16 protein-coding genes and 1 pseudogene are annotated in these 13,824 nt (G+C 49.7%); 15 read left to right on the plus strand and 2 right to left on the minus strand.

All coding sequences use genetic code 11. From position 1 onward, the window contains the following. Positions 1 to 66 precede the first annotated feature (66 nt). The 5 genes and pseudogenes from RWS31_RS02010 to RWS31_RS02030 all read left to right on the plus strand — a co-directional run bounded on the left by RWS31_RS02010 (position 67) and on the right by RWS31_RS02030 (position 2,755). Positions 67 to 339, plus strand: a complete 273-nt coding sequence (locus RWS31_RS02010; protein ID WP_314595659.1) for a hypothetical protein — start codon at positions 67 to 69, stop codon at positions 337 to 339. Further along, positions 329 to 436 carry a transposase gene (locus RWS31_RS02015; RefSeq protein WP_314595661.1) on the plus strand — a complete coding sequence of 36 codons (108 nt, stop codon included), beginning with the start codon at positions 329 to 331 and terminating at the stop codon, positions 434 to 436. The genes RWS31_RS02010 and RWS31_RS02015 overlap by 11 nt, the downstream gene beginning before the upstream one ends. A 45-nt stretch (positions 437 to 481) precedes the next feature. Continuing rightward, a pseudogene (locus tag RWS31_RS02020) lies at positions 482 to 1,640 on the plus strand (IS3 family transposase). A 66-nt stretch (positions 1,641 to 1,706) separates the two neighbouring features. Beyond that, on the plus strand, positions 1,707 to 2,075 hold the full coding sequence (locus RWS31_RS02025; protein ID WP_314595663.1) for an IS30 family transposase: 369 nt from the start codon (positions 1,707 to 1,709) through the stop codon (positions 2,073 to 2,075). Between the two features lie 173 nt (positions 2,076 to 2,248). Further along, on the plus strand, positions 2,249 to 2,755 hold the full coding sequence (locus RWS31_RS02030; RefSeq protein WP_314595665.1) for a hypothetical protein: 507 nt from the start codon (positions 2,249 to 2,251) through the stop codon (positions 2,753 to 2,755). Between the two features lie 203 nt (positions 2,756 to 2,958). Here the strand turns inward: RWS31_RS02030 and RWS31_RS02035 are convergent, their stop codons facing one another. Then, positions 2,959 to 3,546, minus strand: a complete 588-nt coding sequence (locus RWS31_RS02035) for a hypothetical protein (protein ID WP_314595668.1) — start codon at positions 3,544 to 3,546, stop codon at positions 2,959 to 2,961. A gap of 250 nt (positions 3,547 to 3,796) precedes the next feature. On the opposite strand from RWS31_RS02035, the gene RWS31_RS02040 reads away from it, so the two are divergent. From RWS31_RS02040 to RWS31_RS02085, 10 genes are all read left to right on the plus strand, one after another. Further along, on the plus strand, positions 3,797 to 5,278 hold the full coding sequence (locus tag RWS31_RS02040) for a DEAD/DEAH box helicase (RefSeq protein WP_314595669.1): 1,482 nt from the start codon (positions 3,797 to 3,799) through the stop codon (positions 5,276 to 5,278). Between the two features lie 43 nt (positions 5,279 to 5,321). Further along, positions 5,322 to 5,732 (plus strand): hypothetical protein, encoded by a 411-nt coding sequence (locus RWS31_RS02045; RefSeq protein WP_314595671.1) that lies wholly within the window; start codon positions 5,322 to 5,324, stop codon positions 5,730 to 5,732. A gap of 62 nt (positions 5,733 to 5,794) precedes the next feature. Continuing rightward, on the plus strand, positions 5,795 to 6,547 hold the full coding sequence (locus RWS31_RS02050) for a hypothetical protein (RefSeq protein ID WP_314595674.1): 753 nt from the start codon (positions 5,795 to 5,797) through the stop codon (positions 6,545 to 6,547). A 64-nt stretch (positions 6,548 to 6,611) separates the two neighbouring features. Then, positions 6,612 to 8,537 carry a bifunctional 3'-5' exonuclease/DNA polymerase gene (locus tag RWS31_RS02055; RefSeq protein ID WP_314595676.1) on the plus strand — a complete coding sequence of 642 codons (1,926 nt, stop codon included), beginning with the start codon at positions 6,612 to 6,614 and terminating at the stop codon, positions 8,535 to 8,537. 3 nt (positions 8,538 to 8,540) lie between these two features. After that, positions 8,541 to 8,963 carry a DUF4406 domain-containing protein gene (locus RWS31_RS02060; RefSeq protein ID WP_314595678.1) on the plus strand — a complete coding sequence of 141 codons (423 nt, stop codon included), beginning with the start codon at positions 8,541 to 8,543 and terminating at the stop codon, positions 8,961 to 8,963. Then, entirely contained in the window at positions 8,960 to 11,443 is a 2,484-nt protein-coding gene (locus tag RWS31_RS02065; protein ID WP_314595680.1) for a phage/plasmid primase, P4 family, read from the plus strand. Before RWS31_RS02060 ends, RWS31_RS02065 begins: the two co-directional genes overlap by 4 nt. A gap of 180 nt (positions 11,444 to 11,623) precedes the next feature. Then, positions 11,624 to 11,959: a VRR-NUC domain-containing protein gene (locus RWS31_RS02070; RefSeq protein ID WP_314595681.1), complete on the plus strand. Its 336-nt coding sequence runs from the start codon at positions 11,624 to 11,626 to the stop codon at positions 11,957 to 11,959. Next, positions 11,956 to 12,231 (plus strand): hypothetical protein, encoded by a 276-nt coding sequence (locus RWS31_RS02075; protein WP_314595682.1) that lies wholly within the window; start codon positions 11,956 to 11,958, stop codon positions 12,229 to 12,231. The genes RWS31_RS02070 and RWS31_RS02075 overlap by 4 nt, the downstream gene beginning before the upstream one ends. Beyond that, positions 12,228 to 12,656, plus strand: a complete 429-nt coding sequence (locus tag RWS31_RS02080) for a hypothetical protein (protein ID WP_314595684.1) — start codon at positions 12,228 to 12,230, stop codon at positions 12,654 to 12,656. The genes RWS31_RS02075 and RWS31_RS02080 overlap by 4 nt, the downstream gene beginning before the upstream one ends. A gap of 129 nt (positions 12,657 to 12,785) precedes the next feature. Continuing rightward, on the plus strand, positions 12,786 to 13,142 hold the full coding sequence (locus RWS31_RS02085) for an HNH endonuclease signature motif containing protein (protein WP_314595687.1): 357 nt from the start codon (positions 12,786 to 12,788) through the stop codon (positions 13,140 to 13,142). Between the two features lie 56 nt (positions 13,143 to 13,198). Here the strand turns inward: RWS31_RS02085 and RWS31_RS02090 are convergent, their stop codons facing one another. Beyond that, a complete protein-coding gene (locus RWS31_RS02090) occupies positions 13,199 to 13,639 on the minus strand; it encodes a hypothetical protein (protein ID WP_314595689.1) in 441 nt (146 codons plus the stop codon). Positions 13,640 to 13,824 lie beyond the last annotated feature (185 nt).

Here is a 13,824-nt window from a genome sequence, read left to right on the forward strand (position 1 = left end):
TAAATGCCAAGTTTGTTGATGTATTTCAAGCTCGACTTGAGCATCTACTAGGAGGGCTTTTCCAACATGGCAAAACGCAAAATGATTCTCACTCCGCCAGATAATATCGCCAAACAAATCATGGAAACCTACCAACCCCAAGATGCACAGGAAATCCAAGATGTTGTCAAACGCATCTTCGCGCCCATCTTCGAGGCGGCGCTCAAAGGGGAGATGCAAAATCATCTCGGCTATGCGCCAACCATGAACGCACGGATTCCAGTGGCAATACTCGCAACGGATACTCCGAAAGACTCTCAAGACGACCTTGGAAGAAGTCCCCATCCACATGCCCCGTGACCGTCAAGGCTCCTTCGAGCCGCAGATCGTCAAGAAGCACCAGCGTGATGTCTCTTCCATTGAAGGCAAGGTTTGTTGTGGCAAACTGAAGTTGTAACAGAGGTGTCTAAAGAAAAACATCGAATGAAAGGAGATTTGATTCTTGTCACAACAACACTATGAACCAGAATTCAAGCAACAGATTGTCCGTCTTCATATCGAAGAGGAACGCACATACCGAAGCCTAACGGCAGAGTATGGAGTTTCCAAAGCAAGCATCTGCAAATGGTGCAAAGAATTCAGCGAAGAATGCCAGCAAAACGCCTCAAAAAACCAACCGCCCAGAATGATCTGGAGCTTATGAAGAAGAACCGTCGCTTACGCGAAAAACTTGCAGAAGCGCGAAAAGAAAACCTTTTTCTAAAAAAAGCGGCGGCATTCTTCGCAAAGGGAATCGACGAGAGGCATATCGATTCATCGATGAACATCGGAATCTGTTCGGCGTCCGGTGGTTGCTGCGACGTTTGGAAATTTATCCGAATGCTTATTACAATTACCGAAAGCACAGACGCGCAAAAGCGATCGCCCAAAAACGGGATATCCTGCATCAAATTCAAACCATATATCATGAAACCAACGGCGTTGTCGAATATCGCAGGAGGCGGATTTATTTGGTACGCAAGGGCATCGATCTTTCTGCCCTCACAGTTCATAAGTATATGAATACGGAACTGGGGCTGCGCTCCATTGTGCGACGAAAAGCTCCGAGATATCAAGGGGGCACGCAACATAAGAAGTCCGAAAATCTGCTCAAGCAAGATTTTACAGCACCACAAATCAATCAAAAATGGGCGACAGATTTCACCTATTTATTTCTCCACGGAGGCGATGTTCGATATAACTGTACGATTATTGACCTACATGACCGCAGCGTTGTCGCAAGCCTGACGGATCGGCATATGACGAGTGCCTTGGCACTCCGAACGCTTGGCAAAGCACTTAGTGGTCAACGCAAGAAAATCAAAGGTCTGATTCTTCATAGCGATCAGGGCAGCCCGTACACATCGAAGGCGTTCACCGACTTTTGCGAGGAACATGACCTGACGCAAAGCATGAGCAAGGCTGGATGACCGTATGATAATGCCCCTATGGAGCGCTATTTCAATACGCTGAAGAACGAAGAAATTTATCTTCATGAGTATCGAGATGAGGAATCTCTCTATCGCGCAGTGGAGCATTTTGCTTATACCACATACAACCATGTACGACCGCATTCTTATAACGGCTATCGCACGCCATTCGAAGCGAGGTATTCGACATAAGTTGATTGGACACTCGTGTTACAAAAACGCTTGACCACAACAGTTTGACACTTAAAATTATACCAAATGGATGTTGCTCATGCTATTTTATTTGCCAAGACGATAGATATTTCAAGGGTTACAGCAGATTATTTATCTGCGAAGTTTGAATTTAAAAGCATTACGGCAGACAATGGTTCAGAGTTTTTGGATGGTAAAGGGCTGCAAAAGGCAGCCAAGTGCGATGAAGTGTACTACGCTCATCCGTTCAGTAGTTGGGAGCGCGGGAGCAACGAGAACGGGAACCGTATTCTGCGCAGATTTTTGCCGAAAGGAACGGATTTCAGCACGCTGAAACCAAGAGAGCTGAAACGGATCGAAGATTGGGTAAACAACTATCCGCGCAAAATCTTCGGTTATAAGACTGCAAATGATATGTATGCTGCGGCTGCATAAGATACCAAAGTTTGGCAGAACGATGCGACAATTAAACTTGCAATATTCCCATTCATATTGGGTACAAAGTAAGAGTTGCAATTGTTTGTGAGGTTGAATATACTAATGGAGGGTGTAGCGGATAGCTTACTAGTGCAACTTGAATTACAATTTGAAAACTAAGGGGTATTGAAGTGCGAAAGCTATATGTTGGAATTACAAATGATGAATGGTTTTATAACTTGAGAGATATCTCCCCTGAAGTCGTTAATTTTTGGACTCCGGGAGCAAAAAAATTTAAAGCACTGTGCAAGGGAGAATGGTTTCTTTTTAAGTTACATGCACCACAAAATCACATCGTAGGCGGTGGGAAATTTGATTTTTTCTCAGTTATGTCACTAGAGAATGCATGGAAAAAATATTCAATTCAAAATGGTGTATACGCTTTGCAAGACTTAACATCAAAAGTGCGAGCTTATCGAAAAAATACTGGGGGAGATTTGGAGGGAAATACCATTGGATGCATTCTCTTAAAAGATGTCATTTTTCTCGCTGAAAGAGATTGGTTTCTACCTCCTGCGGATTGGAGTCGCTGTATCGTACGCGGAAAAACATATGCAATAGATTCTGAAAGTGGAAATTATATTTTTGAAAACTTTATAAAAGGAATGAACAGGCTGGCATCGAAAAAAACGCCTTAACGCCTATGGTCTGTATGTCCATTTATTATATCAAAGGGACTGCTCCCTATTAAGCGGACAAGAAAATAACCCCTTGTCGTAGAATTACGCTGATTTATGGGGCTGTCGCACATGATGTATGTGCGACAGCCCTACTTCTGTTGTATATATTTCTTATTTGGTTCTTATTCTCGGTCTAATGCTTTCCAATGCCTTCATTTCTGCTATGCAAGCTCATTTGTTCTCAAGAAACATCCAAAATTCAAAATCATCGTACCGTTATTTGTCAGATTAAGATTGTTGGTTCCATGTTGCACCACATTCGGCTGCTGATGAATAGCGGTCGTTTTATCGTCCGGCTCGGCATCCAGAATCGTTGTTTTTCCATCATTCGCATCTTCATGTATCCTCTCAGAGATTTTTTCCTGTGAGGATTTTCTTGTTTTTGCGGCTTCATCACGGAGAATACCCGCAAATAAGGCAGCAAGTTTCTCGCCAATATCTTGAGTGTCAGCGCCGGGGAAAATATCGGAGAAAGAATTGCATAGCGCATATAAAACGGCATCCGTCGGCAGGTGATTGATATAGGAGACAAATGCTTCCGGCTCAACATACATAGCTATTCTTTTAGCGAATTTCTGGATGGAGTTCGTATCGTTGAAATAGGACTTGTAAGTGTTTTTCGAATAGCTGTCGAGGATTTCTTCTGCATCTTCTGTGATGGAAGCTAACAGAGATTTTGTAAAAGCACCCGTGTTGCAACCTTCACCAACAATTGGATAAAGTCGTTTAGCAAATGATGAAAATGTCATAAATTCTCCTTTCTGCTGAAGGCTATCTAAGCATACCCAACCCAATCCGCAGGGTTTCGTATACTGGTGCTAGCCCGAGATAGAACACATCTATAAAGTGAATGTTTAGAGTATAGCACGAAAAAAATATTCTGTTTAAATTTTAGAAGAAAAACGAAAATTTTTTCAAAAATTATGGAAAGTTTCTTTTGCAGCGAAATGTCCGCGAAATAAATCTGGATAATCGCTCTTTAGAAAGGGGAATGCGGTGATGGGATATGTACGGAAAATCAAAGAGATGACAAAATCCAATAATTTCCATCCAATGCTCGTCAAGGCGCAGATGTATTTTCATCAGCAAAAAGCCTGCGAATTTGCGCTTGAGCTGTTCGGTCTTATGCCGTCTGAGGCGAGGAGCAGCGGAGCCGCTTTGCTGATGGAAATGGGCACTGGCAAAACGATAGTGAGCATCGCCGTGGCGGGCTGTATGTATCAGAGAGGCAAAGTCAAGCGTGTCTTGGTAGTCGCACCGCTCAGTATCCTCAGTGTATGGAAAGAAGAGTTCGAGAAGTTCGCAGATTTCCCATATACACTGACCGTACTCAAGGGCACGGCGGCAAAGAAGAAGGAACAGCTCTCCCACTTGCCTGGCGATGGACTGCAGGTCGTGGTCGTAAATTACGAGAGCGCATGGCGGCTCGAAAAGGAGCTGCTTTTCTACGATGCTGACCTCGTGATCGCCGATGAAGCGCACAAGTTAAAGGAGAACCGCACTTCGCAGAGCAAGGGGATGCACCGCATCGGCGATAAGGCAAGATACAAGCTGCTTCTCACGGGAACGGTCATCACGAACCGCGAACTGGATGTATTTTCGCAGTATCGTTTCCTCAATCCGGCGATTTTCGGCACATCGTTCTATACGTTCCGCAATCGGTACTTCGATATGTGCGGCTACGGAAACCATACGCCGATCTTTCGCAGGCAGATGACCGATGAGTTCCTGCAAAAACTCCATTCCATTGCCTATCGCGTGACGAAGGCGGAGTTCTTGGATTTACCGGCAGTCACTGAAGAAGTCCGAACGGTAGAGATGGAAGCATCCGCCGCGAAGATTTACGGCAAGATCGAGGCGGAAAGCTATGCGGAACTTGAAGCGTCGGAGGTCACGACGGTGAATATTCTCACGCGCCTCCTGCGCCTGTCGCAGATTACGGGAGGATATCTGACCGACGACAACGGCACAGTAAACGCCGTGAGTCGTGCCAAGCTGGAGGCGTTGTCGGATATCCTTGACACCGCGATGGCAGAAGACAAGAAGCTCGTCGTCATGGCGCGCTTTGTGGCAGAGCTCGACGCCATACAAGAGCTTCTGGAAAAGAAAAAGATCGGTTATGCCGCAGTGCGCGGCGGCGTAAAAGATCGGGGAGAAGAAATCCGACGCTTCCAGCACGATGAAAACTGCCGCGTGTTCGTGGGGCAGATTGCAGCGGCAGGTCTCGGTATCACCTTAACGGCGGCAAGCGTGATGGTCTTTTACTCGCTCGACTACAGCATGAGCAACTTCGAGCAGGCGAAGGCGCGCATCCACCGAGCCGGGCAAAAAGAAAAATGTCACTACATCTATCTTGTCTGCAAGGGAACCATCGACTGCAAGGTTATGTACGCACTGCAAAAGAAAGTGAACCTCGCCAAGATGCTCGTCGACGATTACCGCAAAGGCGGCAATCCCTTGAAGGACAACGGGTTTTCGTAAGGGGTTGAATCATTCGGCAGTAAGTGAAGGAGGCAAATACCCAATGGATAATACACAAATTTTTGCCATGGCAGATCGGCTCAAGGCTCTGCAGGAAGAGAAGAAATCTCTGGAAGCAAACGCCAAGGCCCTGGGGGCAGAGATTACCGATTTGGACAATCAGCTTTCCGACGCTATGGCGGAAGCCGAGCTCGACCGCTTCTCGCGCGGCGGCTGCACCTTCTACTTGAAGAGCCGCCTCTTCGCCTCTCCGGCAGCAGGGCGCAAAGAAGAGATGATGCAGGCGCTGAAAGGCCACGGCTACGGCACGCTGGTCGTCGAAACGGTCAACGTCAATACGCTGGCCTCGTTCCTCAAGGAGCAGAGAGAAGCGACGGGAGAGGATATTCCGGCATGGCTTGAGGGCATCGTCAACACCTATGACAAGGTGTCGGTCGGCATCCGCAAGTCGTAGATGCTGAAACATCGCATCAATGAAACGCATCAAAACAACCATTTAACAGGAGGAAAAAGAAAATGATGAACAACAAGAAAAACATGCAGAAGGCAAACAACGAGGGATTCGCCGTTCTCGCCCAGCAGGATGCGCTCAGCGAAGTCATGGCGGAGGACTGCCAGGGACTGGAGTTCTCCTTTGACCGTGTAAAACTGCCTGCGGGCGGCGGCACGACCTTCGAGATTCCCTCCGCCGAGAACGAAGAGGGCGAAATGGTGAAAGCCATCACGGGCGTCATCGTCTACAATCATCCGGCGTATGCCTACTATCGAAGCAAGTATGCAGGCGGGAACAATCCGCCGGACTGCGGCTCGTTCGACGGCAGGACGGGCGTGGGAAATCCCGGCGGCAGCTGCACGGACTGCCCGTATAACAAATTCGGCAGCGCCGAAGGGCAGGGCAAGCTGTGCAAGAACAAGCGCACGCTCTACCTCCTGCGCGAAGGAGAAATGTTTCCGCTGATGCTTTCTCTGCCTGCAGGCTCTCTGAAACCCTTCACGCAATATGTGAAGAGTCAGCTTTCCAAGGGAAGGAAACTGAGCAGTGTCGTTACGAAGATCACGCTGAAAAAGGTCGTCAATGCGTCCGGCATTGTCTATTCCCAAGCCGTGTTCACTTTTGAGCGCCTGCTGACGGCAGAAGAACGTGCGGCACTCACGAGTATGGTGGAGATGGTCAAGGCGTATGCGGCGAATCTCACGACGGCATCGCTTGCAGAAGATGGTGGTATGCCTTATGCGGGCGCAGGGGAAGTCATCGAGCCTTTGAGATAAGATGACAAGAACAAAGCTCGGAGGGGTTCGCTCCTCCGAGCACATATCAACGGAGGAATGCATCATGCAAACAACATATCAATGCGTAACTACTGTGGAAAGCATACGTGACTACATCGGCGACAGTCGTTTGGTGGCGTTCGATTTTGAAACCGCGCCCGACGAGGCGTATCGGGACGAAGAAAAGGCGGCGCTCGATTCGGCGAAGGCGCACATCGTCGGCTGCTCCTTTTCCGTCAAAGAAGGTACGGGCATTTACGTTCCCGTTGCCCATCGAAGCGGCAAGAACATCAATGAAGCGGAGTTTTTCACATTCCTATCTGCGTTTCTCGCGGACAGGAAAATCATGAAAATCGCCCACAACATCGCCTTTGAATCCGCTATGGCGTATGCGAAGGGGATCTCAATCCAAGCGCCTGTTTACGACACGATCTGCGCGTCGCAGATGAGCCTCAAAAGCTCCTATGAATTTCGCAAGCTGAACGAAAGCGGCTTGAAGCGTTTGGCGGAGGAATTGTTTGATGAACAACTGCCGTCCTTTATCCGCGTGACGGATGGCAGGCACTTTGACGAACTGGATGCGAATGACGCGGAAACGGTGCGCTACGGCGCTGCCGATGCGGACTTTGCCCTGCGTCTCTATCATACGTTCAACGACTGGTTTGACCGTTATCTCCCGAAGCACAGAACTCTCGTGGAGGAAGTGGAAAGCCCGACCGCCGTATATCTCGGCATCATGAAGAAGAACGGCATTCCCGTAAATCTTTCCCTCATGGAGCAGAGAAAGACGGAAGCGGAAGCCGAGATGGAGCGGCTGCGCAGGGAGATCGCCTTCATCATCGGCGATGTGAACATCGGGGCGAACTGCTCCACGCAGGCATTCAAGAATTATCTCTATCGAGATTTGCACCTGCCCGTATTGAACACCACGGAAACCAACCGTGAGGCGGCGGACGACATGGCCATGACGCTTCTCAAGGAATGGTGCGACAAGAACCGCCCCGAGATGTCGAAGCTTTTCACGTTGGTGCAGGAATACCGCAAGTGGGGCAAGATCAAGTCCACCTACATTGACGGATATTTGAAATACGTCAACTCCGTCACGGGGCGCATCCATCCGGAGATATTTGCGCTTTCCACGGACACCGGCAGGATGAACTGCCGCAAGCCCAATGCACAGAACATGCCGCGCAAGACGAACGATCCCGTCGGCGTGCGAAACTTCATTCAAGCGCCGGAAGGTCAGCTCGTCCTGTCGCTCGACTTCTCGCAAATCGAGCTGCGCGTGGGTGCATTCTACTGCCGCGATGAAGTGATGCTCAAGACATACCGCGAAAACGGCGACATTCATGCCGCCACGACATCCGTCATCTTCGGCGTGAGCGATGAAGAAGCTAAGGACAAACATGCGGAAGGTTACAAGGAGCGCCGAACCATTGCCAAAAACGTGAATTTCGGCACCTTCTACGGACTCTTTCCCAGAGGATTGCAGAAAACGTTGAAGTTCAAGGCGGGTGTAGAAAAATCCCTTAATGAATGTGAGACGATCATCGCCAACCTCAAAGCCGGTTATCGCAGACTGTCCGCATGGCAGGAAGAAACGAAAGCGCAGGCGGCAAGGCGGATGTATTCGGAAACGTGGCTGGGCAGGCGCAGATATCTCCCGCAAATCCGAAGCGACAACTGGGGCATGAAGTCCTTTGCCGAAAGGTGCGCTCTGAACACACCGATTCAGGGGACGGCGGCGGATATTTTGAAAATCGCTGTCACGAGGATTCTTGCGGGACTTCCCAAGCGTCCATGGCTTAAGCCCATTCTTCAGATACACGACGAACTGACATTTCTCATCCCCGAGGAAAAACTCTCGGAAGCCGTAACCTTTATACGCGCCTGCATGGAAGCGCAGCCCTTTCTGGACTTCGATCTTCCGTTGCTGGCAGAAGCCGCAGCCGGAAAGAACTTCGGTGCGATGGAAGAGTTGGAGGATTGACCGATGCACAGAAACAGCGAAGGCTATGCCGATCCCACCGCAGGGGCGGTGATGCAGCGGATTCTGTATCAGCAGTACATCGAGCGGCAGAAGAAGCGGAATGCTTACAAGAACCGCAGGAAAATCTACGTGGCGTCGAGATATGCGGGCAGCATAGAAGCGAATGTTAGAGCGGCGATACGCTATTGCCGCCGTGTCATCGAGGCGGGATATATGCCGATCGCGAGCCATCTGCTCTATCCGCAGATGCTCGATGACAGCGACGTTGAAGAGCGCGAAATGGGGCTGATGTTCGGTCTGGCGCTCCTTCGGATGTGCGATGAGGTCTGGGTGTTCGGCGAAATATCGCGGGGCATGGCGGAGGAAATCAAGGAAGCGAAAGAACGGAAGAAAACGCTTCGGTATTTTAGGGAGGAAACAACATGAATGTAACGGCGACGGATGTTCTCGGTGCGCTCTTCAATCCGACCGATACGGTCTGCTTTCGCGTATTCGAGGACAAGAAGACGGGTGTTTTCCGAGGCGCGAAGCTGTCCTGCGAGTGCGGAAAGTACAAGAGCATCGAGGAAACACTTAAGAATCACAATGCCATGCAGCGGGGCATCTTCTTCGTGGTCAACTACGGCGGGCAAGACGATGCCGCGATTACGAGAATCAATGCGCAGTTCTTCGAGATGGACGACGGCACCTTTGAAGAACAGCAGAAAAAGGTCGATGCCTTTCCCTTGCTGCCATCTATGGTAATCAAGACGCAGAAATCCCTGCACGTTTACTACTTCATGGATTCGACCGCCAAAGTGGAACGCTTTCGCGAGATACAGAAGCGGCTCGTCAAGCAATTCGGCGGCGATCCCGTATGCGTGAACGAATCGCGCGTCATGCGTCTGCCCGGATTTCAACACTGCAAGAAGGAGACACCCGTCGAAGTGACCTGCATCTCCTTTCACCCGGAGCGCAAGTACACGCAGGAGCAGCTGGCAAGCGTTCTGCCGGAAGTCGAAGGTGCGCCCGCAGAACGCAGGAACGGTACGGCAAAAGGTTTGGAGCAGGTATGCCGCTCCTGTGATTTCATCAAGCACTGCCGAGAGAATGCGTCGACGCTCTCCGAGCACGACTGGTATGCGATGATTACCAACCTCGCGCCTTTTGACGGCGGGACGGCAAGGATTCATGAAATGTCGCAGCCTTATCCGAGATACTCGGAGGCAGACACGCAGAGGAAAATCAACCACTTTCTGGAGAGCGGCACAAAACCCATGACGTGCCGGACGATTGCTGAAAAAGGCTTCAAGTGCTCGAAGGCAGGGAAATGTTCGGTGAAATCCCCGGCGGCGCTTTGCTTCCAGCCGATGGAAATCCATGTGCTGTTGGAACTCCTGCAGGGGCTTCCCGTAACGGGCGAGCCGGTCAAAGACTTGCAGACCGCCAAGGCATTCATGCTCGATTATCTCTACAATCAGGACATGGTGACGGCGGACGCCATGATTCAGTCGAATATCCGCGACCACTTCAAGCTGCCGCCGACCTTTCTGAAATCGTTGCAGACGGCATTCAAGACGGAAAACAAAGCCTTCCGAAAGAAAATGGAGGCACGGAAGGCGAGGGCGCTCAAATCCCTTCCCGAGTGGTACGAGGTGATTGATGCGGGAGTTCGTTTCCTGCCGGGTGTGCTTGCAAAGGCGTTGGCGAAAAACGAAAAGGTTTTTTATGCGGCGGAGCAGCACTTTCGTTACCAAGGCGGCGTGTATGTCGAGATGGCTGAGATGGAAGCGCAGCGGCTCGTACAGGAGCAGATGCTGATTCGTGAGACAAAGATGAGCCAGATCGTCGATGCGGAAAAACAGTGGCGGCTCCTCGTGCAGAGGGATATTCGGGAACTGAATGCCAATCCCTACATCATCAACGTTCGCAACGGTCTGTACAATATCTTGGAAGATACTTTGACGGAGCATACGCCGGACTATTTCTCGACGGTGCAGCTCGATGTCGCCTACGACAAGGCAGCGGGATGCCCATTGTTCAAGAAGTTTCTCGCCGAGTCTATGGGAGGCGACATGGAGCAGGTCGGACTGATTCAGGAAATGCTCGGCTACTTCCTCATCCCCGTCAACTCGGCGCAGAAATGCTTTGTCATTGTCGGCGCGGCATCGGCGGGAAAATCCGTGCTGCTGCGCGTGCTGAACGATGTCCTCCTGGGCAGGCGGAACGTGAGCAATGTGTCGTGGCAGGCGCTGAACGAGCGGTTCAAGACGGCGGAACTTTTCGGCAAGCTCGCCAACATTTTTGCCGACCTGCCGACGAAGAACATCGACGACAACGGCATCTTCAAGGCGCTCGTGGGAGAGGACTATCTGACTGTGGAGAAAAAGAACAAAAATCCGTTCAGCTTCCAGTCAAGCGCAAGGCTCCTGTTCTCGTGCAACAGCATACCGAAGAATTATGGCGACCGCTCCGAGGGCTTTTACCGCAGGCTTGTCATCCTGCGCTTCAAATACACCGTGCCGAAGGAAAAGCGCGATCCGGAGCTCTTGGAGAAATTCCGCATGGAAGCGGACGGCATCTTCCTCTTTGCCTTGGAAGGGCTTCGCCGTCTGATGGGGAATCGCTACATCTTTTCGGAAACGCAGGTCAATGCCGATGAACTGCAGCAATACAGGGAAGAATCGGATTCCGTGCTGTCCTTCGTAAAGGACTGCTGCGAACTTTCTGCAGAACATTCCGTCGGTTCGACGGAGCTGTTCAATGCGTACAAAGGCTACTGCGAAGAATGCGGCTTGCGTCCATATGCACAAAAGAACTTCGTGCAGCAGATCACCGCGACGTTTTCCAGCGTAACGCGGGGGGTGGACGCCCTCGGGAAAAGGCGGACTCTCATAGGCATCAAGCTCGGTGAATGCCTTGGATGAAACGCGGATTTCCTGCCGGAAATATCACCACAATCTGACACGTTTGACATGTAAATCCTATCTCTTTACATATACACATATTTATTATACACATCATATTTTATAAAAATTTACAGTACAATAGGATTTTTGCTGTCAAATGTGTCAGAAGCCTTGAAAACAGGGAGGTTTGTTTGACAGATGAAAGAGTCATACATCGTAAAAGCTGTTTTGAAGCACCTAAAGAGCGTGCCGGGATGCTTCTGCTGGAAGGAACATGGCGGCATGTACGGGACGGCAGGCATTCCCGACATCATTGCCTGCATCGGCGGCCGGTTCTTCGCCTTCGAGGTCAAGACCGAGAGTGGCAGAGTGACGAAGCTGCAGGAAGCGACGATTCGGAAAATCCTCGCGGCGGGAGGCATCGCCTCGGTGGTGCGCTCGGTGGCTGAAGTGCAGGCGGTCATAGAAGATGCTCTGCACAGAGATAAAGATTGCAAAGAAACGATTCACAAAAAAGGAGGAGATTCCAGATGAACTGGATGAAAGAAATGGCTGTAATACAGCTGTATGAGAATCTGGCAAATGCCATCATCGAGCAGGCGGTGCATGACTTCCGAGAAGCGAAGCTCCGCCTGCAGAAAAACGCAAGAGATGCGGAAGCGGAGAAGACCTACAGGGAAACCAAGCGTTTCTTCCGCTCAGAATGGTTCAGCCAGTTGACGACATTGGACGGCGAGCTTCTGCTCGAGTTGACGACATTGGACGGCGAGCTTCTGCTCGAAAAGCTGGAGGAGGAGTCTGAATGACGGCAAAAGAGTATTTGGCGCAGGCGAGGAACATCGACCAGCGTATTAATGACAAGCTCGCCTATATGGCACAGCTGCATGATATGGCAACGAACGTTAGCGCGGTCATCAGCAATATGCCAAAGAGTCCAAGTCCGAACAATCAGAAGATGGAAAGCATCATTGTGCGGCTAGCGGACACAGAAGCGGAAATCAATGCAGACATCGACCGTCTGGTGACTCTGAAACTTGAGATTATGAATACGATCTGGCAGGTCGAGGACGCGAAAGCCTGTGCCATCCTTGAGCGACGCTACCACAGCTTCAAATCGTGGGAGGAAATCGCTGCCGATTTAAATGTCAGCGTGCGATGGGTACATAAGATCCACGGCAAGGCGCTGGAAGATGTAGAAAAAATTTTGAAAAAGGACATAAAAATGCACTAGACTGCACATGAGTTCACAAAGGTTCGTATTGCGTTCACTAGGTTGATTTTGATATGATAGAATCAGCAAGAATAGGAAGAAGCCATCGAGGGAAAAGCCCGTCGATGGCTTTTTTGATGGAGGTGCGAGATGCCGAGAAAACCGAAACGCCCGTGCCGCATGACAGGCTGCCCGAATCTCACGGATAGGAAGAGCGGCTACTGCGAGAAGCACGAGAAGCCGATGCAGCGACACTACGAACGATTCACTCGTGGCTATCGGCAGCATGAGCGGTACGGCAGTGTGTGGCGCAGGATTCGCGACAGGCATCTGGCAGCGCATCCGCTCTGTGAGAAATGCAAAGAGCAGGGCAGATACGTCCTAGCGACGCTCGTGCATCACAGCAAGCCGCTCGCCGATGGCGGCACGCATGACGATGAGAACTTAATGTCTCTGTGTATTAGCTGTCATGAACGGATTCACAATAGACATGCAAAAAAGCCATAGCATAGTGCTATGACTTGGCTGGTATTTGCTTTTTTGGAACGTATGGTGCGATTTTATTAATCCCACTTAAGTACAACAGCTTTTGTATCTTCCTTTAAGACAATTGCATCTTCGTTGTGATAGTGGTTACACTTCTTACAAAGAGGGATAATTAGTACCTCATCCCCGCTTTTAAGATTCGTATGGAGTTTGGAGGTAACTACATGAGCTCCAACGATGTCATCAAAATCGAAGATGTCATTGTTGGACTGACAATTTTCGTTGGTGCAAGAAACTGCAACGTCCTTAGTTAATTCCTCCCACAAGTCAATCATGGTGTCATATATTTTCCCATTATACGTTACAGAATCGCCAGATGTGTTTTTTGCATTATACAGTTTAGTTCCCTTTTTTAAGTCTTTAACTTTTCTTTTTGGAGCTGTAGGAAGAGAACTAGATTCCGTAAGAATTGTTCTTTTACCATGTTTATACAATAAATATTCTACTGAAATGAGCATTCTACTACATCCTCTCCTATAAAAATAAACATTAATAGTATACACCATCTCTCTCTATTTTGTCTAGTATCATCGAAACGTGTAGCTGTAATACCTCCCGGGGGAGGTAAAATCTCCAAAACCGCGCCATTGCTGGACCGGCGATGGGCTTGACAGAAAAATTCGCATAACTTTTCGGGCAGTTA

The sequence above is a fragment of the uncultured Selenomonas sp. genome (assembly GCF_963528755.1).
Lineage (GTDB): Bacteria > Bacillota > Negativicutes > Selenomonadales > Selenomonadaceae > Selenomonas.

Coding starts and splice junctions, on each gene's coding strand:
- RWS31_RS02015 (WP_314595661.1), top strand. CDS start 329: ATGCCCCGTGACCGTCAAGGCTCCTTCGAGCCGCAGATCGTCAAGAAG.
- RWS31_RS02070 (WP_314595681.1), top strand. CDS start 11,624: ATGAAAGAGTCATACATCGTAAAAGCTGTTTTGAAGCACCTAAAGAGC.
- RWS31_RS02065 (WP_314595680.1), top strand. CDS start 8,960: ATGAATGTAACGGCGACGGATGTTCTCGGTGCGCTCTTCAATCCGACC.
- RWS31_RS02075 (WP_314595682.1), top strand. CDS start 11,956: ATGAACTGGATGAAAGAAATGGCTGTAATACAGCTGTATGAGAATCTG.
- RWS31_RS02010 (WP_314595659.1), top strand. CDS start 67: ATGGCAAAACGCAAAATGATTCTCACTCCGCCAGATAATATCGCCAAA.
- RWS31_RS02085 (WP_314595687.1), top strand. CDS start 12,786: ATGCCGAGAAAACCGAAACGCCCGTGCCGCATGACAGGCTGCCCGAAT.
- RWS31_RS02060 (WP_314595678.1), top strand. CDS start 8,541: ATGCACAGAAACAGCGAAGGCTATGCCGATCCCACCGCAGGGGCGGTG.
- RWS31_RS02025 (WP_314595663.1), top strand. CDS start 1,707: ATGGATGTTGCTCATGCTATTTTATTTGCCAAGACGATAGATATTTCA.
- RWS31_RS02050 (WP_314595674.1), top strand. CDS start 5,795: ATGATGAACAACAAGAAAAACATGCAGAAGGCAAACAACGAGGGATTC.
- RWS31_RS02040 (WP_314595669.1), top strand. CDS start 3,797: ATGGGATATGTACGGAAAATCAAAGAGATGACAAAATCCAATAATTTC.
- RWS31_RS02035 (WP_314595668.1), bottom strand. CDS start 3,546: ATGACATTTTCATCATTTGCTAAACGACTTTATCCAATTGTTGGTGAA.
- RWS31_RS02045 (WP_314595671.1), top strand. CDS start 5,322: ATGGATAATACACAAATTTTTGCCATGGCAGATCGGCTCAAGGCTCTG.
- RWS31_RS02080 (WP_314595684.1), top strand. CDS start 12,228: ATGACGGCAAAAGAGTATTTGGCGCAGGCGAGGAACATCGACCAGCGT.
- RWS31_RS02090 (WP_314595689.1), bottom strand. CDS start 13,639: ATGCTCATTTCAGTAGAATATTTATTGTATAAACATGGTAAAAGAACA.
- RWS31_RS02055 (WP_314595676.1), top strand. CDS start 6,612: ATGCAAACAACATATCAATGCGTAACTACTGTGGAAAGCATACGTGAC.